The 22806-nt window shown below is 71.2% G+C and carries 19 protein-coding genes; 4 read left to right on the forward strand and 15 right to left on the reverse strand.

What is annotated here, in order from left to right; translation table 11 throughout:
* Positions 1-35 precede the first annotated feature (35 nt).
* From ACI3KY_RS04315 to ACI3KY_RS04350, 8 genes are all read right to left on the reverse strand, one after another.
* On the reverse strand, positions 36-728 hold the full coding sequence (locus ACI3KY_RS04315) for a response regulator (RefSeq protein WP_404928975.1): 693 nt from the start codon (positions 726-728) through the stop codon (positions 36-38).
* Positions 729-782: 54 nt separating this feature from the next.
* A complete protein-coding gene (locus ACI3KY_RS04320) occupies positions 783-3308 on the reverse strand; it encodes a DUF4118 domain-containing protein (protein WP_404928976.1) in 2526 nt (841 codons plus the stop codon).
* Between the two features lie 174 nt (positions 3309-3482).
* Positions 3483-4097, reverse strand: a complete 615-nt coding sequence (gene kdpC, locus ACI3KY_RS04325; protein ID WP_404928977.1) for a potassium-transporting ATPase subunit KdpC — start codon at positions 4095-4097, stop codon at positions 3483-3485.
* 23 nt (positions 4098-4120) lie between these two features.
* Positions 4121-6445: a potassium-transporting ATPase subunit KdpB gene (kdpB, locus tag ACI3KY_RS04330; RefSeq protein WP_404928978.1), complete on the reverse strand. Its 2325-nt coding sequence runs from the start codon at positions 6443-6445 to the stop codon at positions 4121-4123.
* Positions 6446-6448: 3 nt separating this feature from the next.
* Positions 6449-8131 carry a potassium-transporting ATPase subunit KdpA gene (gene kdpA / locus ACI3KY_RS04335; RefSeq protein ID WP_404928979.1) on the reverse strand — a complete coding sequence of 561 codons (1683 nt, stop codon included), beginning with the start codon at positions 8129-8131 and terminating at the stop codon, positions 6449-6451.
* Entirely contained in the window at positions 8131-8220 is a 90-nt protein-coding gene (locus ACI3KY_RS04340; RefSeq protein ID WP_404928980.1) for a potassium-transporting ATPase subunit F, read from the reverse strand. Before ACI3KY_RS04340 ends, kdpA begins: the two co-directional genes overlap by 1 nt.
* Positions 8220-8354, reverse strand: coding sequence for a hypothetical protein (locus ACI3KY_RS04345; RefSeq protein WP_404928981.1), 135 nt, complete (start codon positions 8352-8354; stop codon positions 8220-8222). Before ACI3KY_RS04345 ends, ACI3KY_RS04340 begins: the two co-directional genes overlap by 1 nt.
* A 222-nt stretch (positions 8355-8576) precedes the next feature.
* Positions 8577-8975 (reverse strand): ACT domain-containing protein, encoded by a 399-nt coding sequence (locus tag ACI3KY_RS04350; RefSeq protein WP_404928982.1) that lies wholly within the window; start codon positions 8973-8975, stop codon positions 8577-8579.
* Between the two features lie 160 nt (positions 8976-9135).
* Between ACI3KY_RS04350 and ACI3KY_RS04355 the strand changes: the two genes are divergently transcribed.
* Together ACI3KY_RS04355 and ACI3KY_RS04360 are read left to right on the forward strand one after the other, a co-directional pair.
* Positions 9136-9666 (forward strand): toxin-antitoxin system HicB family antitoxin, encoded by a 531-nt coding sequence (locus ACI3KY_RS04355; RefSeq protein ID WP_404928983.1) that lies wholly within the window; start codon positions 9136-9138, stop codon positions 9664-9666.
* A 13-nt stretch (positions 9667-9679) separates the two neighbouring features.
* A complete protein-coding gene (locus tag ACI3KY_RS04360; protein WP_404928984.1) occupies positions 9680-10534 on the forward strand; it encodes a hypothetical protein in 855 nt (284 codons plus the stop codon).
* 108 nt (positions 10535-10642) lie between these two features.
* Here the strand turns inward: ACI3KY_RS04360 and sufU are convergent, their stop codons facing one another.
* The 3 genes from sufU to ACI3KY_RS04375 all read right to left on the reverse strand — a co-directional run bounded on the left by sufU (position 10643) and on the right by ACI3KY_RS04375 (position 14641).
* Positions 10643-11119 (reverse strand): Fe-S cluster assembly sulfur transfer protein SufU, encoded by a 477-nt coding sequence (sufU, locus tag ACI3KY_RS04365; RefSeq protein ID WP_404928985.1) that lies wholly within the window; start codon positions 11117-11119, stop codon positions 10643-10645.
* Positions 11116-12417: a SufS family cysteine desulfurase gene (locus ACI3KY_RS04370; protein ID WP_404928986.1), complete on the reverse strand. Its 1302-nt coding sequence runs from the start codon at positions 12415-12417 to the stop codon at positions 11116-11118. The genes sufU and ACI3KY_RS04370 overlap by 4 nt, the downstream gene beginning before the upstream one ends.
* A 211-nt stretch (positions 12418-12628) precedes the next feature.
* Complete coding sequence (locus ACI3KY_RS04375) at positions 12629-14641, reverse strand: APC family permease (protein WP_404929057.1); 2013 nt, start codon at positions 14639-14641, stop codon at positions 12629-12631.
* Positions 14642-14851: 210 nt separating this feature from the next.
* Here ACI3KY_RS04375 and ACI3KY_RS04380 point away from each other — a divergent pair, with 210 nt between their 5' ends.
* Positions 14852-15910 (forward strand): VanZ family protein, encoded by a 1059-nt coding sequence (locus tag ACI3KY_RS04380; RefSeq protein WP_404928987.1) that lies wholly within the window; start codon positions 14852-14854, stop codon positions 15908-15910.
* Between the two features lie 152 nt (positions 15911-16062).
* Here the strand turns inward: ACI3KY_RS04380 and ACI3KY_RS04385 are convergent, their stop codons facing one another.
* The 3 genes from ACI3KY_RS04385 to ACI3KY_RS04395 all read right to left on the reverse strand — a co-directional run bounded on the left by ACI3KY_RS04385 (position 16063) and on the right by ACI3KY_RS04395 (position 20192).
* Complete coding sequence (locus tag ACI3KY_RS04385; RefSeq protein ID WP_404928988.1) at positions 16063-17289, reverse strand: amidohydrolase; 1227 nt, start codon at positions 17287-17289, stop codon at positions 16063-16065.
* 91 nt (positions 17290-17380) lie between these two features.
* Positions 17381-18400, reverse strand: coding sequence for a LacI family DNA-binding transcriptional regulator (locus ACI3KY_RS04390; RefSeq protein ID WP_404928989.1), 1020 nt, complete (start codon positions 18398-18400; stop codon positions 17381-17383).
* A 109-nt stretch (positions 18401-18509) separates the two neighbouring features.
* Positions 18510-20192 carry an alpha-amylase family glycosyl hydrolase gene (locus ACI3KY_RS04395; RefSeq protein WP_404928990.1) on the reverse strand — a complete coding sequence of 561 codons (1683 nt, stop codon included), beginning with the start codon at positions 20190-20192 and terminating at the stop codon, positions 18510-18512.
* 857 nt (positions 20193-21049) lie between these two features.
* Between ACI3KY_RS04395 and ACI3KY_RS04400 the strand changes: the two genes are divergently transcribed.
* Complete coding sequence (locus tag ACI3KY_RS04400; RefSeq protein ID WP_404928991.1) at positions 21050-21565, forward strand: adenine phosphoribosyltransferase; 516 nt, start codon at positions 21050-21052, stop codon at positions 21563-21565.
* A gap of 328 nt (positions 21566-21893) precedes the next feature.
* Here ACI3KY_RS04400 and pucL read toward each other — a convergent pair whose 3' ends face one another.
* Positions 21894-22805 (reverse strand): factor-independent urate hydroxylase, encoded by a 912-nt coding sequence (gene pucL / locus ACI3KY_RS04405; RefSeq protein WP_404928992.1) that lies wholly within the window; start codon positions 22803-22805, stop codon positions 21894-21896.
* Position 22806 lies beyond the last annotated feature (1 nt).

Below are 22806 nucleotides of genomic sequence, written 5' to 3' on the forward strand. Positions count from 1 at the left end.
GCGGAGAGGGCGCGCGGCGTGGGCGGCGGTGCGGGTCAGGCGGTGGCGTCGGGGGTGTCGGTGAGCAGGCGGTAGCCCATGCCCGACTCGGTCAGCAGGTGTGCGGGACGGCCGGGATCGACCTCGAGCTTCTTGCGCAGCTGCGAGATGTACAGGCGCAGGTAGCCGGTGTCGGCCACCTGCTCGGTGCCCCAGATGTCTTTGAGGAGCGCCTGCCGGGTGACGAGCGACCCGGGGTTGCGGGCGAGGAACTCGAGGATCCGCCACTCCGTCGGTGTCAGGTGCACGCGCTCGCCGCCGCGTGTGACGGTCTTCGTCGACAGGTCGACGACGACGTCGCCGAAGCTCACGACGGGTGTTCCGGATGCCGCGCCCCGGCGCCGGGACAGCGCACGCAGCCGTGCGAGCAGCTCGTCGATCTGGAACGGCTTGGTGACGTAGTCGTCGGCGCCGGCATCCAGTGCCTCGACCTTGTCGGCCGAACCCGTGCGGCCGGACACCACGATGATGGGCGCACTGGTCCAGCCCCGCAGCGCCTCGATGACCTGGACGCCGTCGAGCCGCGGCATCCCGAGGTCCACCATCACGATCTCGGGGTGCTCCTTGGCGGCCAGTGCCACGGCCGCCGCCCCGTCCGGAGCCGCGACCACTTCGTAACCGTGCGCGGCCAGGGTGATGCGCAGCGCCCGGACGAGCTGAGGATCATCGTCGGCGACCAGTACCTTCACGACACGACCTTCACGACAGCACCCTCATGACCGCAGCATTGCCGGACCGAGCCTTCATGCGAGCGGCCTCTTCTCTGCGGGGACAGGTTCGGCCACGGGCAGTGCGATGACCATCGTGAGGCCTCCTCCGGGCGTGTCCTCGGGGGTGAGCGTACCGCCCATGCCCTCGGTGAACCCCTTCGACAGGGCGAGTCCGAGACCGAGTCCCGCGGTGTTGTCGGTGTCGCCGAGTCGCTGGAAGGGCGCGAACATGTCGTCGCGGCGTTCGTGCGGGATGCCGCCGCCGTGGTCGACGATGCGGATCTCGGCGGTGCCGCCGAGGCGGCTCGTGGCGACGCGGACGCGGGTCGCCGCGGGGGCATGACGCACCGCGTTCGCCAGCACGTTCACGAGCACGCGCTGCAGCAGCACGGGGTCGGCCGTCAGGGGCGGAAGGTCGGGATCGAGCGCGAGCTCGACCGCGTCGGGGCCGGCTCCCAGTTCGTCCAGCGCCGCGAGCACCACGCCCGGGGTGTCGACGGGCTGCAGCGACACCGCCAGCACCCCCGCCTGCACCCGGCTGACGTCGAGCAGGTCCGTGACGAGGGCCGACAGTGTCGCGAGCGACTCGTCCGCGGTGGCGATCAGCTCGGCGCGGTCCTCCGGCGAGAGCTGCGCCCCCGCGGCGCGCAGCCCGCCGACCGCCGCCACGGCGGCGGCCAGCGGCCGGCGCAGGTCGTGGCTGACCGCCGACAACAGGGCGCTGCGCACCTGGTCGGTCTCGGCGAGCACGCCGGCCGTGCGTGCGGTCGCGGTGAGGTCGGTGTGCTCGAGGGCGGCCGAGAGCTGTGCGGCCACGGCGTCGATGAGGCGGCGCTCGGACGCGTCGAGGTCGTGGCCGTGCAGCTCGAGCATGGCGGGAGGGCCGCCGTTGCGGCGGGCGACGGTGACGGCCTCGTAGCGTCCATCGCGCAGAGGTTCGCCGTCGGTGGCGACGACGGTTCCATCGGCGTCGACGAGGCGCACACCGGCGAGGCCGAGCGATTCACGGGTGCGGCTGATGAGAGCCGGCACCGCCGATTCGCCGCGCAGCACGCTGCCGGCGACGTTCGCCAGCAGCTCCGCCTCGGCCTCCGCACGCCGCGCGGCCCGCGCGGCCCGTGCGGCGCGATCGACGATGAAGCTGACGAGCACGGCGATGATGACGTAGAGGATCAGCCCCCAGACATTCCGCGGATCCGCGATCGAGACCGTGTAGTAGGGCTGGACGAAGAAGAAGTTGAGCGTGAGTCCTGACATCACCGCGGCGAAGAGCGCGGGCCAGATGCCGCCGACGAGCGACACCAGCACGACGAGCAGCTGGTAGGCGAGCACGTCGCTGATGATCGTGTCCTCATTGCGGATCGAGACCAGCAGCCAGGTCAGCAGGGGTCCGCCGACGATCGCCAGCAGGAAGCCGAGCACGCGGCGCTTCACGCTGAGCGCGCCTCCGGTCATGCGCGGCAGCCGGAACCGGTCGCCGGCCGCGGCGTGGGTCACGATGTGCACGTCGATGTCGCCGGACTCGCGGATGACCGTCGCACCGATGCCCGGCCCGGTGAGCGCGGATGCGATCCTGCCGCGGCGACTGACGCCGACGACGAGCTGCGTCGCGTTCACGGAGCGGGCGAACTCGACGAGCGCACGCGACACGTCGTCGCCGACGACCTGGTGATAGGTGCCGCCGAGCGATTCGACCAGCGTCCGCTGCTCGGCGAGGGCGCTCGGGTCGCCCGACCGCAGGCCGTCCTGGCTCGAGACGTGCACCGCGAGCAGTTCGCCGCCCGCCGAGCGGGCCGCGATGCGGGCGCCCCGCCGCAGCAGCGTCTCGCCCTCCGAGCCGCCGGGGAGCGCGACGACCACGCGCTCCCGCGCCTGCCAGGCGCCCTCGATGCCGTGCTCGGCACGGTAGGACTTCAGCGCGCTGTCGACCTCGTCGGCCAGCCAGAGCAGCGCGAGCTCGCGCAGCGCCGTGAGGTTGCCGAGCCGGAAGTAGTTCGAGAGTGCGGCGTCGATCCGCTCCGCCGGGTAGACGAGCCCCGCCGACAGGCGGTCGCGCAGCGACTGCGGCGAGAGGTCGATCACCTCGACCTGGTCGGCGGCCCTGACGACGGCATCCGGCACCGTCTCCTGCTGCGCGACGCCCGTGATCTTCTCGACCACGTCGCCGAGCGACTCGATGTGCTGCACGTTGACGGTGGTGATGACGTCGATGCCGGCATCCAACAGGGCATCGACGTCCTGCCAGCGCTTGTGGTGGGGCAGCCCGGGGGCGTTGGTGTGGGCGAGCTCGTCGACGAGGGCGATCTCGGGATGCCGCGCCCGCACCCCCTCGAGATCCATGTCGGTCAGCTCCACCCCGCGGTGCGAGACGGTGGCCCGCGGCACGACCGGCAGGCCCTCGGCGAGTGCGGCGGTGGCGGCGCGGCCGTGGGTCTCGACCACGGCGATGACGACGTCGCGGCCGTCGTCGGCGAGCCGCCGGCCCTCTTCGAGCATCTCGTACGTCTTGCCGACCCCGGGCGCCGCGCCGAGCAGCACCCGCAGCTTGCCGCGCTTCATGTGGTCACCCTACGTCCCCTCCTGGTGGTCGCGGCTCCCGCGTGGCGTGCGAAAAGACGGGTCGGTGACCCGACACGCCGGGCTGCGGCATCCGTCGCCCGCGTGTCGGCGTGACCGACCCGACTTTTCGCATCCGGGTGCGGGGGGATGACGGATGCCGGAGGCTGCGATCGCTCATGAGCCCAGGGCGTCGAGGGCGAGGTTGAGCTCGACGACGTTCACGCGGGGCTCACCGAGGTAGCCGAGGTCGCGCTGCTGGATGTGCGCCTCCACCAGGCTACGCACCTCGGCCTCGTCGAGGCCGCGCGCGGCGGCGACCCGCGGCACCTGGAGCAGGGCGTACGCCGGACCGATGTGCGGATCGAGACCCGAGCCGGAGGCGGTCACCGCGTCGGCGGGCACCTCGGAGGGTGCGACGCCCTCGAGCTCGGCGACCGCCGCCTGGCGCTCCTCGATCGCCGCGATGAGGTCGGCGTTCTCAGGGCCCTGATTGGAGCCGCTGGACGCCCCGCCGTCGTAGCCGTCGCCCGCGGCCGAGGGACGGGATTGGAAGTACTCGGGCAGCGCGTCGCCATCGGCATCCGTGAAGGCCTGCCCGATGAGAGCCGACCCGACGGTGTCGCCCGCGGCATCGTGCACCGGCGACCCGTTCGCCTGCCACGGCAGCGCCAGTTGCGCGATGCCCGTGACGACGAGCGTGTAGCCGACGCCGAGAGTGAGGGTGAAGACGAGCATCGCGCGGACGGCGACGCCGATGGTGCGGACGGTGGTGCGGCTGGACGTCGACATGGTGTCTCCTGGGTGCTCGGGTGTCAGAAGCCGGGGATGAGGCTCACGACGAGGTCGATGAGCTTGATGCCGATGAAGGGCGCGATGACGCCTCCGAGGCCGTACACGAGCAGGTTGCGGCTGAGGATCTGCGACGCGCTCGCCGGGCGGTACTTCACGCCGCGCAGTGCCAGCGGGATGAGGAAGACGATCACGATCGCGTTGAAGATGATGGCGCTCATGACAGCGGATGCCGGCGAGCTGAGGTGCATGATGTTCAGCGCCGCCAGCCCGGGGAAGATGCCCATGAACATGGCGGGGATGATCGCGAAGTACTTCGCGATGTCGTTCGCGAGCGAGAACGTCGTCAGTGCGCCGCGCGTGATGAGCAGCTGCTTGCCGATCCGCACGATGTCGATGAGCTTCGTCGGGTCGCTGTCGAGGTCGACCATGTTGCCGGCCTCCTTCGCGGCCGAGGTGCCGGTGTTCATCGCGACGCCGACGTCGGCCTGTGCGAGCGCCGGGGCGTCGTTGGTGCCGTCGCCCGTCATCGCGACGAGGTTGCCGCCCTCCTGCTCGCGCCGGATGAGGGCCAGCTTGTCTTCGGGTGTCGCCTCGGCCAGGAAGTCGTCCACCCCGGCCTCCTTCGCGATCGCGGCGGCGGTCAGCGGGTTGTCGCCGGTGATCATGACGGTGCGGATGCCCATGGCACGCAGCTCGTCGAAGCGCTCGCGGAGGCCCTCCTTGACGATGTCCTTGAGGTGCACGACGCCCAGGATCCGCGCTTCGACAGGCTCAGCGACCGGTTCCTGTGGCTCAGCGACCGGTTCCTGCGGCTCAGCGACCGGTTCCTGCGGCTCAGCGACCGGCTCCTGTGGCTCAGCGCCCGGCCCTCGCCCCGGTCCCTGAGCCTGTCGAAGGGTCGCGACGACGAGCGGGGTGCCGCCCGACTGGGCGATGGCGTCGGTCTCGGCCGCCAGCAGTGCACGCGTTGCGGCCGACACGGGCGATCCGGATGCCTCGAGCCATGCGAGCACCGCCGATCCGGCGCCCTTGCGCACCTGGGTGCCGTCAGCGAGGTCGACGCCGCTCATGCGGGTCTGCGCGGTGAACGGCACGACCGTGGATCCGTCGGGCTCGGCGACCTCCTGCCCCCGCAGCCGGGCGAGCTCGACCACCGAGACGCCCTCGGGGGTGGGATCGGCCAGCGAGGAGAGGGCGGCCGCGCGGGCGAGCTCGGCATCGCCCACCCCCGCCATGGCGACGAAGTCCGACGCGCGGCGGTTGCCGTACGTGATCGTGCCGGTCTTGTCGAGGAGAAGCGTCGTGACGTCGCCGGCCGCCTCCACCGCGCGTCCTGACATCGCCAGTACGTTGCGCTGCACGAGCCGGTCCATGCCGGCGATGCCGATCGCCGACAGGAGGGCGCCGATCGTGGTGGGGATGAGGCACACCAGCAGCGCGACGAGCACCGGGATGCTGACCGGGGCGCCCCCGGCGAAGCCCGCGGCGGATGCGGCGGCGTAGGAGGCGATCGGGTTCAGGGTCAGCACGACGATCACGAAGACGATCGACAGGCTCGCCAGCAGGATGCCGAGGGCGATCTCGTTGGGCGTCTTCTGCCGGCTCGCGCCCTCGACGAGCGCGATCATGCGATCGACGAACGTCTCGCCGGGCTTCGAGGTGATGCGCACGACGATGCGATCCGAGAGCACGCGCGTGCCGCCGGTCACGGCCGAACGATCGCCCCCCGACTCGCGGACGACCGGAGCGGACTCGCCGGTGATCGCCGACTCGTCCACGGTCGCGATGCCGTCGATGATGTCTCCGTCGCCGGGGATGAGCTCGCCGGCCGACACGATCACCACGTCGCCGAGGTGCAGCTCGCCCGAGGACACCTGAACGGTCTCGGCGCGGCGGGCCGCGGCATCCGTCTTCTCGTCGTACGAGGCGACCAGGCGCGCAGTCGTCGAGGTGCGTGTGCGGCGCAGCGTCGCCGCCTGCGCCTTGCCGCGGCCCTCGGCGACCGACTCGGCGAGGTTGGCGAACAGGACCGTCAGCCAGAGCCAGACCGCGATCCCCCAGGTGAAGCCGAACGGCACCGGGGTGCCGCCCGACTGCTCCGGGCCGCCGAGGAACGGCTCGGCGATCGCGATCGCAGTGGTGAGGGCGGCGCCGACCCACACGAGGAACATGACGGGGCTCCGCCACAGGGCCGCGGGGTTCAGCTTGCGGAGCGCTCCCGGGACCGCGGCCCAGAGCTGCGCCGCGCTGAAGGCGCGAGACGACCCCTTCGGCCGGGGCGGGATCGAGCGGCCGACGGGGGTCGGCAGAGGTTCGGGAATCGAGACGAGGGTGGGGGTGGACATGAGTCAGACGAGCCCTTCCGCCAGGGGACCCAGCGTGAGAACGGGGAAGTACGTGAGTGCGGTGATCACGACCGCGACGACGGCGAGGAGGCCGACGAACTGCGGACGATGAGTCGGGAGCGTTCCGGCGCTCGACGGCGTCGACTCCTGTGCGGCGAGCGAGCCGGCGAGGGCGAGCACGAGCACGATCGGCACGAAGCGCCCGAGGAGCATGGCCACGCCGAGCGCGGTGTTGAGCCATGGAGTGTTCGCGGTGAGGCCGGCGAAGGCGGAGCCGTTGTTGTTCGCCGCCGACGTGAACGCGTACAGCACCTCGCCCAGGCCGTGCACGCCCGGATTCCAGATCGACGTCGACTCCACATCCGACCGGATGGCCGGGATGCCGAAGCTCAGTGCTGTACCGGTCAGCACGAGGAGCGGGGTCACGAGGATGTACAGGCTGGCCAGCTTGATCTGCGTGGGCCCGATCCTCTTGCCGACATACTCGGGCGTCCGGCCGACGAGGAGCCCGCCGACGAAGACGGCGATGACGGCGAGCACGAGCATGCCGTACAGGCCCGAGCCCACCCCGCCCGGTGCGACCTCGCCGAGCATCATGTTGACCATCGGGATCATGCCGCCGAGGGCGGTGTACGAATCGTGCATCGAGTTGACCGCACCCGTGGAGGTGAGCGTGGTGGCGCCGGCGAACAGCGTCGAGCCGAAGATGCCGAACCGGGTCTCCTTGCCCTCCATCGCGGCGCCCGCGAGCTGCGGAGCGGTGCCGAGCCCGAGCGACTCGAGCCACGTCACCGCGACGATCGACACGACGGCGATCGAGCCCATCACGGCGAGGATGGCGTAGCCCTGCCGATCGTCGCCGATGATGCGGCCGAAGGCGCGGGGCATCGCGACGGGGATCGCCAGCAGCAGCAGGATCTCGAGCACGTTCGACCAGGGGGTCGGGTTCTCGAACGGGTGCGCCGAGTTGGCGTTGAAGAACCCGCCGCCGTTGGTGCCGAGCAGCTTGATCGCCTCCTGTGATGCGACCGGGCCGCCCGGGACCATCTGCGAGCCGCCTGTCACCGTGGCGACCTCGGTGAAACCGGCCGTGTTCTGCACGACGCCCGCGACCACCAGGGCGATCGCGGCGACGAGCGCGAGCGGCAGGAGCAGGCGGGTGATGCCACGGGTGAGGTCGACCCAGAAGTTGCCGATCGTCGCCGAGCCTCGGCGGGCGAACCCGCGGACGAGCGCCACCGCGACGGCGATGCCGACGGCCGCCGAGACGAAGTTCTGCACCGCGAGGCCCGCGAGCTGCACCGTGTAGCCCATCGTGAGCTCGGGGGAGTACGACTGCCAGTTGGTGTTCGTGACGAACGACACCGCGGTGTTGAAGGCGAGACCCTCCGGTACAGCGGGAAGGCCGAGCGAGTACGGCAGGAGACCCTGGAACCGCTGCAGTGCATACACGAACATCACGCCGACCGCCGAGAACGCGAGAACCCCGCGGGTGTAGGCCTGCCAGGTCTGCTCGGAGCGGGGATCGATCCCGACCAGCCGGTAGAAGCCGCGCTCGATGCGCGCGTCGCGACCCGTCGTGTAGACACGGGCGATCCAGTCCCCGAGCGGCCGGTACAGCAGCGCGAGGATCAGCAGGACGGTCAGGAGCTGCAGGATGCCGGTGGCGAGGGCTGCGGCATCCATCAGAACTTCTCGGGATCGAGGAGGGCGACCAGCAGGTACGCGATCGCGGCGAGGCCGAGAAGGCCGGCGATGAGCGAGAAGACGATCATCAGCGTGCCTTCCGGCTCAGGTCGCGCGAGGCGGCGGGGCGGGAGTGGCGGCCGAGCCGGTCGACGCCCACGGCGATCAGTCCGACGAGCGCGAACAGCGCGAGCGTCATGGCGAGGTAGAGGACATCGAGCACGTGGACTCCCGGTGACGGCGGTCCGCGCGGGGCGAGCCGCGCGGTCGTCCCCCGTGCGGAGGACGTGATGTCGATGCAACCCGCCGGCGGGCGCGCAGGTCGTCGTCCTCACGGAATCCGAACGACCCCGGAGCCGACCCTCACGCTCTTCTGACGCCGCCGTCCTCGCGGGCGTTGAGGTGATGTCGCTCCGACGTCGTCAGATCGCGAGCTCCCGGGAGATCAGATGATGGCGTGACCCGCCGCGGCCAGGATGCTCCGCGCCCGGCCACTGTCCGCAGCGGGGACCATGAGCACGTCTCCGTCGAACGTCGAAACGACGAACACCGGACAGGCTGCCGCGGCGAGCGGGGCGACCAGTGACGCGACCACACCTGTCAGGCCGAACGGGATGGGGCCACCCGCATACAGTCCCACCCAGGGGCCGTCGAGCTCCGCGCCCGCAGGTGCGAGTTCGACAGGGCACACGATGGAGACTTCCTGAGGCGTGCGGGTGAACGATACGAACCCGTCGGCGGGATGTGCAGCGAGCAGTTCGCCAGGAACGGGACCGTCCGCCGGGAACCGGGCGATGACATAGCTGCCGGGGAGGGACCGCAGTTCGACAGTGGGGGTGCGCATGCGTGCATCCTCGTGAGATCGCGCGGAAGGCCTCGGAAGCAGGCCACGGCATCGCGCCGGACTAGTATGGCACGCCCTTCGAGAGTGCGGTGTGAGCCGTGGCGCGGGCCGCGGCTCATGCGGCGTTGACGTGACGCCAATGTGATGTCACTCTGACGTCATGCAGATCGCCAGTCACGTCGAGGAACTTCAGCGGCAGCTCGCAGCGGCTGCGGCCGCCGGCGGGAGCGACACCGCCGAGCTCGCGGCACGGCTCGCCGCGGCGCTCGAGCCGGCCGCACGGCTGGCGATCCTCGAGGCGCTGTCGGAGGCGGCGGGGGAGATCACGCGCGAACTCGCACCGGGCTCCGTCGATGTGCGCCTGCGAGGCCGCGAGGTCGACTTCATCGTGTCGCGACCGGCCGCGGTGGCTCCACCCGGCGCGACCCCGAGCGGCCCCGGCGCGACCCCGAGCGGCTCCGTCCCCGTCGCAGGGGCGGCGGCCGCGGCATCCGTCGACGACAGCGACGACGCGACCGCCCGCACCACCCTGCGCCTGCCCGACTCGCTCAAGGTCCGCGCCGAGGCGGCGGCCGCCGCAGAAGGCCTGTCGCTCAACGCGTGGCTCGTGCGCGCCGTCACGACGTCGCTCGATCCCGCGCCGGGCGCCGCGGTGGGCGCGAGCTCGTCGTACACCGGCTGGGTGCGCTGAGAGGGGTGTGCTGATGACGACGTTCCCGGTGTCAGGCCCGGCCGCCGTACGGATCGAGCTGCAGATGGGGCGCATCGACGTCGTCGCCGAGTCGCGCCGCGATCTCGCCGTCGAGATCGGTCCCGCCAACCCGCATCGAGGCGGCGACCGCAGCGCCGCCGACGCCGTGCGGGTGATCCAGTCCGGCTCGGATCTGCGCATCGTCGGACCCGTGCGCTTCACCCTCTTCGGCTCCGGAGACTCCGTGGACGTCTCGGTGCGCGTCCCGACCGGCTCCGATGTCTCGCTGGCGCTCAAGTACGGCTCGATCCGTGTCGCCGGTGCGGTCGGCACGGCGCGCATCGCCCTCGACTACGGCGATGCCACCCTCGAGCGCACCGGCCGCGCCGACCTCGGCCTGGGTCACGGCGAGCTGCGGGTCGAGCACGTGCGGGGCGACGCCGACGTGAGCATCAGCTCGGGCCGGGCGCGCATCGGCATCGTCGACGGCGCGCTGCGGCTCAAGGGATCGGATGCCGGCATCGACGTCGGCTCGGTGTCGGGCGTCGCCGACATCGCGACCTCCAGCGGCGTCGTCCACCTCGGCGATCCCGGGCCCGCGCTGACCGTCCGCTCGGCGTACGGGCCGGTGCGCATCGGCGATCTCAACGGCGGCACGGCACGGGTCGAGGCGTCCTACGGAGCCGTGACGCTGGGCATCCGCTCGGGCACCGCCGTGTGGCTGGACGCCGCGAGCCAGCACGCCACGGTGCGCAACGAGCTGGCCGCCGCCACGGGCCCGGTCGACGGGGAAGCCTCGCAGGAGATCTACGCGCGCACGGGCTACGGCGACATCACGGTGCACCGCACGCATCCCGTCGCCGGCTGACCTCCGCCCGCGGTTCGGCGCCTGCGCTTGTCGAAGGCGCTTCGACAAGCTCAGCGGGCCGACCTCGGGGTGCAGCGACCGACGTAGGGGCGCAGCGACGGGTCGGTGTCAGGCGCGGGCGGCCGCGTCCTCGAATGCGACCCAGGCGAGCATCGCGCACTTCACGCGGGCGGTGAACTTCGAGACGCCCGACAGCGCGGCGGCGTCGCCGTACACCTCTTCGTCGAGCGGGATCTCGCCGCGCGAGCGCAGCGCCACACGGAAGCCGTCGACGAGAGCGGATGCCTCGGCCCGCGGCATCCGTCCCTCCTCCTCGATCAGTGCGGCGAGCATGGATGCCGACGCCTGCGAGATGGAGCAGCCGGCGCCGTCCCAGGTGACCTCGTCGACGGTGGTGCCGTCGTCGGACAGGCGCACGCGGAGCGTGATCTCGTCGCCGCAGATCGGGTTGCGCTGGTACGAGCTCGCGACCCGGCTGCCGTCGGCCTCGTCCGCGGCGGCGGACTCGCCGGCGAGGACCTTGCCGTGCGTACGCTTGGAGTGATCGAGGATCAGCTCCTGGTAGAGCGACTCCAGGCCGTTCATGAGCCGGCCCCGAAGAACGTGCGCACGCCCGACAGGGCGTCGAGGAAGACGTCGACGTCGTCGGCGGTGTTGTAGAGCGCCGTCGAGGCCCGCACCGAGGCGGTCAGGCCGAACCGGCGGTGCAGAGGCTGGGCGCAGTGGTGCCCGACGCGCACCGCGACGCCGCGGGCGTCGAGGAACTGCCCGACGTCGTGGGCGTGCACGCCCTCGACGTCGAAGGCCCACAGTCCGACGCGCTCCGCCCCAGGCGCGTCGCCGAGCAGGCGGATGCCGGGGATCGTGCGCAGTCCCTCGCCCATCCGTGCCTCGAGCGACTTCTCGTGCGCGTGCACGGCACCCATCCCCACACCGTCGAGGTACCGGACGGCCGCCGCCAGCCCGATCGCCTGCGACACCGGCTGCGTACCGGCCTCGAACCGCTGCGGCGGCGGGAGGTACGACGCCTCGTCGAGCGTCACGGTGGTGATCATCGAGCCGCCGGTGAGGAACGGCGGCAGCGCCTCGAGCGCGTCGGCCCGGCCGTAGAGGCCTCCGACGCCGTACGGCCCGAGCATCTTGTGTCCCGAGAACACCGCGAGGTCGACCCCCAGGCCGGGGAGGTCGAGCGGCAGGTGGGGCGCCGACTGGCAGGCGTCGAGCACGGTCACCGCGCCGACGGCCTTCGCCATGGCGACGAGCTCGGCCACGGGGTTCACGATGCCCAGCACGTTCGAGACGTGCGTGAAGGCGACGACACGCGTGCGCTCGCCGATGACGGCGGCTGCGGCATCCAGGTCCAGCGTGCCGTCGTCGTGCACCGGGATGTGCCGCAACACGGCGCCGGTGCGCGCGGCCAGTTCCTGCCAGGGGATGAGGTTGGCGTGGTGCTCGCTCTCGGTCACCACGATCTCGTCGCCCGCACGCAGTGCGAACCGGGCGCTCTGCGGGGCGCCGCGGCCGACCGAGGCGTTGCCGATCGCGTACGCGACGAGGTTGAGCCCGGCCGTCGCGCCGCTGGTCCAGACGAGCTGCTCGGCGGGAGCGCCGACGAAGCCGGCGACGGTGGTGCGGGCGTCCTCGAAGAGCTCCGTCGCCTCGGCGGCGAGCGTGTGTGCGCCGCGGTGGACGGCCGAGTTCGCGCGCGTGAGGAAGTCGACCTCGGCGTCGATGACCGCCTGCGGCTTCTGGCTCGTCGCCCCCGAATCGAGGTAGACCAGACGCTCGCCGTTCACGCGCTCGCCGAGGATCGGGAAGTCCGCGCTGAGGGCTGCGGCGTCGGGGAGCACGACCGGCGAGGGGGCGGGGGCGGAAAGGGTCACCCTTCCAGGCTACGCGGGATGCCGCGTCCCGGCGCCGGATCGACCGACGGGCGGCTCGGTGCCAGGGCTTCCGCCGCGGCCGGCGCTCCGGGCTCAGGGCTTCGCGGAGACGGGTGCGCTGGGTCGGGGCCCTGGCGACCGGCGCTCCGGGCTCAGGGCTTCGCGGAGACGGGTGCGCTGGGTCGGGGCCCTGGCGACCGGCGCTCCGGGCTCAGGGCTTCGCGCCGACCTGGGGTTTGGTGGCGTCCGCGCTCTCTGGCGGTCCCGCCGGGCGGATGACCCGTCGGCCCACACGGTGCGCATCGGGCGCCGACAGCTGTCCCGAACGGTCGTCGCCGGGAAGCGACCGCGAGCGGCGGCCGTAGATGAGCTCGGACGAATCGAGCAGCCACGGCACCAGCGTGATCGAGACGCCGTGCACGAGCATGAGCTGCTGCGCGATGCGGCGCGCGCGACGGTTGTGCAGCAGCGACTCCCACCAATGGCCGACGATGTACTGCGGCAGGTACACCGTCACCACCGCCGACCCGTGCTGCGCACGGTACTGCTTCACGAACTCCGCGATGGGGCTCGCATAGGTGCGGTAGGGCGACTCGATGATCTTCAGCGGGATGGGCATTCGGTGCGCCCGCCATTCCTCCTCGAGGGCCGCCGTGTCCTCCTTCGTCACCGAGATGTGCACGGCGAACGTCTTGTCGTGCTTCGCGGCCAGGGCGTAGTCGACCGCCTTCACCACGGGCTTCTGCAGCTTGTTGACCAGGATGAGGGCGACGTCGCCGGTCGAGCCGAAGTGCGTCTGGTCGTCCATCGCGATCTCGTGCTCGACGTCGCGGTAGTAGCGGTGCACGCCCACCATGAGGAACGACAGGATCGGGATCGCGAGGAACACCAGCCACGCGCCGTGCGTGAACTTCGTGATGGTGACGATCACGAGGACGGATGCGGTCATGGCCGCCCCGAGCGAGTTGATGAAGAGGCCCTTGCGCAGGCCGAACAGGTCGGTGCGGACCGCCTTGCTGTCGCGCTGATCGGCCGGAAGCAAGCGGATGTCTCGGATCCCTCGGGTCCAGTGGCGGATCATGCCGATCTGGCCGAGCGTGAACGAGACGAAGACGCCGATGATGTACAGCTGGATCAGGTTCGTGAGGTTCGCCCGGTAGACGATGAGCACGGCGATCGCGACGAGACCCAGGATGATCATGCCGTTCGAGTACACCAGGCGGTCGCCGCGGGTGTTGAGGGCCTTCGGGGCGTACCCGTCGCGAGCGAGCACCGAGCCCAGCAGCGGGAAGCCGTTGAACGCGGTGTTCGCGGCGAGCAGGAGCACGACCGCCGTCGCCGCCTGGATGACGAAGAAGGGGATCGAGTTCATCCCGAACACCGCCGACGACACCTGGGCCATGAGACTCGGCTGAGGGTTCGAACAGTCGAAGCCGATGAGATCGCAGGGGTTCTCGGCGTAGTGCACGCCGGACATGAGCGCGATCGCGGTGAGGCCGGCGAAGAGCAGGATCGCGATGCCGCCCATCAGCGCGAGGGTGGTCTGCGCGTTGCGCACCTTGGGCCGGCGGAACGCCTGCACGCCGTTCGACACGGCCTCGACGCCGGTCAGGGCCGAACAGCCGCTCGAGAACGCCCGCAGCACCAGCAGGATGACGGCCGCCTGGGTGAGGTCCTGGGTCTCGACCGAATACTGGGCGCTCGAGGCCACCGGCGGATTGCCCATCAGCACCTCGAAGAGCCCGACGACGATCATGACGCCGACCGACCCGATGAAGACATAGGTCGGGATCGCGAACGCACGTGACGCCTCGCGCACACCCCGCAGGTTGACGACGACGATGAGGATGACGAAGCCGACGGCCAGCTCGACACGGAACGGATTGAGGCCCGGCAGCGCCGAGATGATGTTGTCGACGCCCGAGGCGACCGACACCGCGACCGTGAGGGCGTAGTCCACGGCGAGCGCCGAGGCCACGATCACACCGGGGATCTCGCCGAGGTTCTTGCGGGCGACCTCGTAGTCGCCGCCCCCCGACGGGTAGGCCTTGATCAGCTGCCGGTAGCTGATCACGACGACGATGAGGAGCACGACGACCGCGGCCGCGACCCACGGCGCGAAGGCGAGGAAGGCAAGGCCGCCGGTCAGCAGGATCAGGAGCAGTTCCTGCGGGGCATACGCGACGGACGAGAGCGCGTCCGAGGCGAAGATCGGCAGCGCCATCTTCTTCGGCAGAAGGTGCTCGTCGGTGTCGGTGGAGGCCAGAGGGCCGCCCAGGATGAGGCGTTTGGCTTTCGGCGCCTCGTCGACCGACGGCTCACGACTTTCGTTCGTCACGGCGGGCCAGGTTACTCGTGAGGAGTTCGTGAGGACGCATCAGGATCGGCATCCTCACGGAATCCATACGGCCCCCTCGTCTGGGACACTCGAATCGTGGATGAACAGGTGATTCTCGGCCTGCTCGCGATCGCCGCGGGGCTCGCCGTCGGCGTGCTCCTGTTCGTCCCGTTCGTCGCTCTCAGCTACCGCAGACGTGGCGGCTTCGGCGCCGGCCGATTCGTCCTGTGGGGCGCCGCCCTCGTGTACGTCATGGCGATCTGGACGTACACGCTGCTGCCGCTGCCCGACCCCGACACGATCCGGTGCGCGGGCGTGAACCTCGACCTCACGGCGTTCGTCGGCGACATCCGCGGGGCGATCGCGCGCCCCGGACGCACCCTCACCGACCCGGCAGTGCTGCAGCTGCTGCTGAATGTTGTGCTGTTCGTGCCGCTCGGCTTCTTCGTCCGGGTGCTCGGCGGCCGCGGCATCCTCACCGCCCTCCTCGTCGGTCTCGGCGTCTCGGTGTTCATCGAGACCACGCAGCTCACGGGCGTCTGGGGCCTCTACCCGTGCGCGTACCGCGTGTTCGACGTCGACGACGTGCTGACCAACACGCTGGGTGCGCTCGTCGGATCGGTGCTCGCGCTCGCGGTGCCGCGGCGGCACTGGGGCACGCCCCGGTTCGCCGACGCCGATGATCCGCGCCCCATCACACGCCGGCGCCGCTTCCTCGGGATGGTGTGCGATGTGCTGGCCGCCTGGGTGCTGGGTGCGGCGGTCGCCGTCGGATTCCAGGTGCTGCTGTATGCCCTCGGCGCCGATCGGGCGGTGCGCGAGGGCACGGCCGCCTCGGTCGTCGCCGGCGCCGTGCCGATCGGGGTGTGGCTCGTCGTGACCCTCGCGACCGGGCGCACGATCGGCGACCACGCCGTGCAGCTGAGATACACCGGCGGGCAGCTTCCTGCCGCACTGTCACGGCCGCTGCGGTTCCTGGGCGGCATCGGCGGGTACCTTCTGCTGAGCGCCCTGCCCGGGGCCTGGGGCGTCGTCACGGGCGCCTTCGCGCTGATCTCGGCCGTGCTGGTGCTCACCACCGACGACCGCCGGGGCCTCCCCGGCATCGTCTCGGGCCAGAGCCTCGTCGACGCCCGCGAGCGCGTCGAGCGCTGACCGTCAGGACTCACCGCCCGGGCCGAACGGCCGAGACGAGACGCCCCGCCCGCCGGTCGGCCTCTGTTGACGGTCCGCCCCGGCCGGCGGTCGACCCTGCCCGCCGGTCGGCCGCTGCCGACGGTCCGCCCCGCGCCCGCGGCATCCACTCGTCAGGAGCCGGGTGTGTCCAGGAACTCGCGCGCGGCGACGACGAGGGCATCCACGCCGCGGCTCAGGGTCGGCTGCAGCACCGGTGCGAAGAACGGCGAGTGGTTCGTGGGGATGTCGTGCTCGACCGTGCCGGCGGCCAGTGCCTCGGCGAACGCGGCCGGGTCGACCCCGCCCCAGAACCAGAACACCAGCGGCACGCCGGCCTCGCGGGCGAACCACGAGACGTCCTCGCTGCCGGTGAACATGCCCGGGTCGATGACGGTGCCCTCGCCGAACGCGGCGTCGAAGGCGGCGACGAGGCGGTCGGTCGCGGCGACGTCGTTGATGGTCGGCGGGAGGGTGTGGTCGGTGACGATGATCGGCGGCTCCTCGGCGCCGGAGGCCTGCGCCTCGGCGCGCACGATGCGCTCGACCTTCTCGAGCACGCGTGCGCGGGCCTCGTCGTCGGGGTAGCGCAGGCTCAGCTCGAGCTTCGCCTCCGCCGGGATGATGTTGTTCTTCAGCCCCGCGTGAATCGAGCCGACGGTGACCACCGCGACGTCGCGCGGGTCGACCTCGCGCGAGACGATCGTCTGCAGCCGCATGACCGTGGCCGCCGCCATCACGACGGGGTCGATGGTGGCCTGCGGGCGTGAGCCGTGGCCGCCGCGACCCCGCAGGGTGACGGTGAGGCCGTCGGATGCCGCCATCTGCGTGCCGCTGCGCACGCCGATGGTTCCGGCAGGCAGCGGAGTGACGTGCTGGCCGAGCACGATGTCGGGCTTCGGGAACCGGTCGAGCACGCCGTCGGCGATCATCGCCTGCGAGCCGGCGCCGTACTCCTCGGCGGGCTGGAAGACGGCGACGATGGTGCCTGACCACTCGTCCTTCGTGGCGACCAGCCGCTCCAGCGCGCCGAGCAGCGCGGTGACGTGCATGTCGTGGCCGCACGCGTGCATCACCGGCACGTCCGTGCCGGACGGGTCGGTGCCGCGGGCGGTGCTGGCGTAGTCGAGGCCGGTCTGCTCGGGCACGGGGAGGGCGTCCATGTCGGCGCGCAGCCACACGACGGGGCCTTCGCCGTTGCGGATGACGGACGCGACGCCGGTCTTGCCGATGCCCTCCTCGAACTCGACGCCGAGCTCGGTGAGGTGCTGTGTGATGACTCCGGCGGTGCGGGTCTCCTGGAAGGACAGCTCAGGATGCCGGTGCAGATCGATGTAGAGCGCTTCGAGGTCGAGGGTCATGCCGTCGAGCCTATCCGCGGCGCACCCGGCGCCCCCACCGGGCCTCCCGGGTCCCGACGCGGCCCGGCGGCCGGTCACGGCGCGCCGGGCGTCAGGCGGGGAGGCGGGCCGTGGAGCCGCGCACGATGAGGTCGAACGGCAGTTCCCCAGGGCGATGCGTCGGAGCCTCCTCATCCGGCGACTCGAGGGCCTCGAGCATCGCGTCCGCGGCTCGCTCGCCCTGGCCGAGAGGGAACTGGTCGACCGTCGTGAGGCGGAAGAACTCGCCCAGCTCGTGACCGTCGATGCCGATGACCGAGAGGTCCTCGGGTACGCCGTAGCCGAGCTCGCGCGCGGCCAGCAGTGCGCCGATGGCCATCTCGTCGGAGGCCGCGAAGATCGCGGTGGGGCGGCTTCCGGGCCGCCCGAGCAGCTGCTTGGCGGCACGGAACCCGCCTTCGATCGTGAAGTCCGCCGGCTCGAACAGCGACGGGCGCACGGTGACGCCGGCATCCGCCAGCGCCAGCTCGAAGCCCTGGCGGCGCTGCGTGGGGATGTGGAAGTCGATGTCGAACTCGGGGCTCGCGCCGATATGCGCGATCTCGCGATGACCGAGCGCCAGGAGGTGCTCGGTCGCCAGGCGGGCGACGGCGACGTCGTCGACCGTCAACGTGGTGAGGCGCGGGTTCGGCCCGCCGATCGCGATCACCGGCAGGTCGAGGCCGACGAGGAGCTCGGTCTCCTCCTCGCCCAGCTCGAGCGAGATGGCGATGATGCCGTCCACGCGCTGCCGCCGCAGGAACGTGTCGAAGATGTCGCGGCGTTCCGCGCGATCCGCGGTGAGGCTGTACAGGGTGATGTCGTAGCCGCGGCGCATGAGCGCCGACGCGATGCCGCTCAGCACCGTCGAGAAGAACCAGCGGTCGAGGAACGGCACGAGCACGCCGATGTTGCGCATGCGGCCGGAGGCGAGGCTCGACGCCGACGCCGACACGACGTAGCCGAGGCTCTTCGCCGCGGCTTCGACCTTGGCCTTGGCGCCGGCCGAGACGTGGCCACGTCCGCTCAGTGCGCGGGAGACCGTCGCGGTCGAGACGCCCGCCTGGCGGGCGACCTCGTCGATGCTGACCACGTCGTCACCTCTCTTCGCTCCCGTTGACTTGCCCCATATGTACAACACGCCCGGCGTGTCGCGGACATATACGGCACGTCAGCGAGGGGGTTGCTGCGTCACCGCGGGGTCAGGCGGTGGCCACCCAGACCGTCGTGTCGGCGGGGAGCCTGCCGGCGGTCAGCGGACCGCTCGACGCGATCACGTTACCGTCCGGCAAGGCGATCGGCGTGGAACCGGTGTTCGCGACCACGGTGACATTCCCGTTGCGGAATGCCACGGCATCCGTTCCGTATCCGTCGACCCACTCGAGCGAGCCGGCACCGAGCGACCGCGCGCGGCGCTCTGCGAGCAGCGTGCGGTACAGCTCGAGCGTCGATCCCTCGACGCCCGACTGCGCGTCGCGGGCGAGCGTCGCCCACTCGGCAGGCTGAGGGAGCCACGACGCACCGCTGTCGTTGAAGCCGTAGGCCGGGGCATCCGCGTTCCACGGGATCGGCACGCGGCAGCCGTCGCGGCCGTACCGCTCGCCGTTCGTGCGGAACCAGGTCGGGTCCTGGCGGGCGTCGCCGGGGATGTCGATGACCTCGGGCAGCCCGAGCTCCTCACCCTGGTAGAGGTACGCAGAGCCGGGAAGTGCGAGCATCAGCGTCGTGGCCGCACGGGCGCGGGCGAGACCGACCTCGGGGATGGGCTGTCCGGGTGAGTCGGGACCGATGCCGTGCCCCTGGGGGTTCTCGGCGGTGAGCGCGAGCCGCGTGGCGTGGCGCACGACGTCGTGGTTGGACAGCACCCACGTGCTCGGCGCGCCGACGCCCGGGAACGCCTTCAGCGACACGTCGATGACCTTGCGCAGGTCGGCGGCGTTCCACTCGGTCGAGAGGTACGGGAAGTTGAAGGCCTGGTGCATCTCGTCGGAGCGCACCCACTGCGCGGTCCGCTCGGCGGTCGGCAGCCACGCCTCGGCGGCGAGGGCCCGGTCGCCCTGGTACTCCTCGAGGATCTTCCGCCAGTCGCGGTAGACCTCGTGCACGGCATCCTGGCCCCAGTAGGGCACGTTCTCCTCTTCGCCGCCCATCGAGCCGGCCTCGGGGTCGGGGATGTAGTCGGGGAGGCCTTCTGCCTTGATCAGACCGTGGGCGACGTCGACGCGGAAGCCGTCGACGCCGCGGTCGAGCCAGAAGCGGAGGATGCGGCGGAACTCCTCGCGGACCTCTTCGTTGGACCAGTCGAAGTCGGGCTGCGACGAGTCGAAGAGGTGCAGGTACCACTGGCCGAGCCGACCGTCGGGCTCGACGACGCGCGTCCACGCGGGGCCACCGAAGACCGACTCCCAGTTGTTCGGGGGAAGCTCGCCGTGCGCGCCCTGTCCGTCGCGGAACATGTAGCGCGCACGCTCGGCGCTGCCGGGAGCGGCGACGAGCGCCTGCTGGAACCACTCGTGCTGGTCGGACGAGTGGTTCGGAACCAGGTCGACGATGACACGGATGCCGCGGTCATGGGCTCCGGCGAGCATCGTGTCGAAGTCGGCCAGCGTGCCGAACAGCGGGTCGACGTCGCAGTAGTCGCTGACGTCGTAGCCGGCGTCCTTCTGCGGCGACCGCTGGAAGGGGCTCAGCCAGATCGCGTCGATGCCGAGGCTCTTCAGGTCGTCGAGGCGCGACGTGATGCCGGGCAGGTCGCCGATGCCGTCGCCCGACGCGTCAGCGAAGGAACGGGGGTAGATCTGATAGATGACGGCGGTGCGCCACCACTCGCCGCCGATGGGGGCGAGGAACGCGTCCGTGCGCTCAGCGGTCTCTGCGGAAGTCATGCGGCCAGTGTACTGCAAGCGCTTACAGTGCCTCGCGCGGCGGTTGCGGCATCCGTGGTCCCATCCTCGATCGAGGATCAGCCCTGCGGCGCCCGGGTTGCGTCCTCAGTTGAGGACGAGAGCCGAGACCTGCGGCACCCGGTTTGCGTCCTCAGTTGAGGACGAGCCGAGACCTGCGGCGCCCGGTTTGCGTCCTCAATTGAGGACGAGAGCCGAGATGAGGACCGACTCGCGGTGCCTCGTCCCTCATTCCCGCCAAGTTCCTCAGTTGAGGAACCATGCGGTGTCCTCAGTTGAGGAACGACGTCGGCGCACGTGGGCGACGTGGCCGGGTTGCGGCATCCGCTCGTTATCGGCCAACTGCCGAATGTCGGAGTTCTCCCGCCCCCTCGTCCGCATCTCGGCAGAACTCCGAGATCGAGCGGATGCTGGGACTCGGGGATCTGCCGGCACTCGGGCGTTTTCGAGGCAGGGGTCCGATCGCGGGCAGATCGCCGAATTCGGGCCCCTGGATGAGGCCGGGTGTGAATGTCGGGGGTTCTCGCCTCGTCCGTATCTCGGCAGAACTCCGAGATCGAGCGGATGCTGGGACTCGGGGATCTGCCGGCGCTCGGGCGTTTTCGAGGCAGGGGTCCGATCCCGGGCAGATCGCCGAATTCGGGCCGCGGGGTGAGGCGGGGTGGGAACGTCGAGTTCTCGCCTCCGTCCGTATCTCGGCAGAACTCCGAGATCGAGCGGATGCTGGGACTCGGGGATCTGCCGGCGCTCGGGCGTTTTCGAGGCAGGGGTCCGATCCCGGGCAGATCCCCGAATTCGGGCGACGGGGTGAGGCGGGAGGCCGGGCGTAGGGTGGGCGGGTGCTCTCCGAAGCCCTCACGCGCGCCGAATCCCTGATCCGCACGATCCCCGACTACCCGGAGCCGGGGGTGCTGTTCCGCGACATCACGCCCCTGCTGGCGGATGCCCGGGCGCTCCGCACCGTCGTCCACGCGATGATCGCGCCGTTCGAGGGGTCGTTCGACGTCGTCGCCGGCGTCGAGGCGCGGGGATTCCTGCTCGCCGGCGCGGCGGCGATGGAGGCCGGCGCGGGCCTGGTGCCGATCCGCAAGGCGGGCAAGCTGCCGGTGCCCGCGGCATCCGTCACCTACGCGCTGGAGTACGGCACCGCGACGATCGAGGCCCACGACGACGTCGCGGGTAGCCGCGTGCTCCTGGTCGACGATGTGCTGGCCACCGGCGGCACCCTTGTCGCGGCGCATCAGCTCGTCTCCGAGCTGGGCGGCGTGGTCGTGGGCACGGCCGTGCTCATGGAGCTCACGGCCCTCGGCGGCCGCGAGGTCGTCGGCGACGTGCACACGGTCTTCACCGCCTGACCTCGTCTTCGAGCCGAAGGTCTGCGCCGGGTGCGGGGCGTTTCGTCTCGCTCGTTCCTCGCTCGCTCAACGACCGGAACACGGACTCTCGCTCGCTCAACGGCTGGCACGCCGGAACACCGACCCCGGTCGTTGAGCGAGGGAGCGCGAGCGACCGAGACGAAACGCGGCGGGTCAGACGTACCGCAGCGGCCCAGCGGTCACCGGCGCATCGGCCCCTTCCCGGGTGCGGGGCGTTTCGTCTCGCTCGTTCCTCGCTCGCTCAACGACCGGAGTAGAAGCGCCGGCGACCGAGACGAGCCGCATCGCGCCGGCGAGCGGCGGCGGGTCATACGAAGGCCGGCAGGTCCACCCACGCGCCGGGCGCGGCATCCGCTCCGTCTCGCACGACCGTGCCCTCGATGAGGCCGTACGGGCGGTCAGCGGCGTAGAAGACCTCGTTGGGGTTCTCGAGCCCGAACGGCGACAGGTCGTACGCGAAGTGGTGCTTGTTCGGCATCGCGAAGCGCACCTCGGCGATCTCGGGGCGTGCCTCGATGGCGGCCTTGCCCATCTCGAACAGCGTCTGCTGCAGCGCGAGCGAGTGCACGGTCGCGAAGGTCGACAGCAGCACGCCGACCACTTCGGCGTACAGGCCGTTGTAGTCGATGCCGGCGGCGACGGCGTCGGGGAGGAACCGCCACCGCCCCGTGACCGAGGTCGCCATGATGCGGTCGGTCGCCTCGGGGAGGGTCGTGTACCGGTCGCGCGGGAACCCCGAGAACTCCGACCCGGTCGACTTCAGCACGGTCAGGTCCTTGACGCCGCCGGTGACATGAGTCGCGCCGTCGATCTTCTGCACGGTGGCGAGCCGGGTGCCCTGGCCTCGCCGCACGAACGAGTGGTCGTGCGGAACTCCGTCGACGACGATGCGCTCCCACTCGTACTGCTCGGCCTGCCAGAGGCCGCCCTCGATCCAGTCGAACGCCGACACGAAGTGGTCGCCGAGCTTCAGCAGGTACTCCTCGGGAGAGGGGATGCCGTGCTCCTTCGCGAAGGCGAACGCGGTGTTCTTCTGGGTGTCGGTGGCGACGATCATCGCGTTGTCGCCCTCGAGGAACGAGCTCGCCAGCGCCGCTCCCCGCAGCTGCGAGGTGACGCTCAGGTCGACGATCTCGTGGCGGGGCGTGTCACGGTAGATCCGCACGACGCGGTTCTCCGCCTTGCCGTACTTGTTGGCGCCGAGGCTCACCGAGACCATG

The sequence above is a fragment of the Microbacterium sp. ZW T2_14 genome, from assembly GCF_044987405.1.
Taxonomy (GTDB): Bacteria; Actinomycetota; Actinomycetes; order Actinomycetales; family Microbacteriaceae; genus Microbacterium.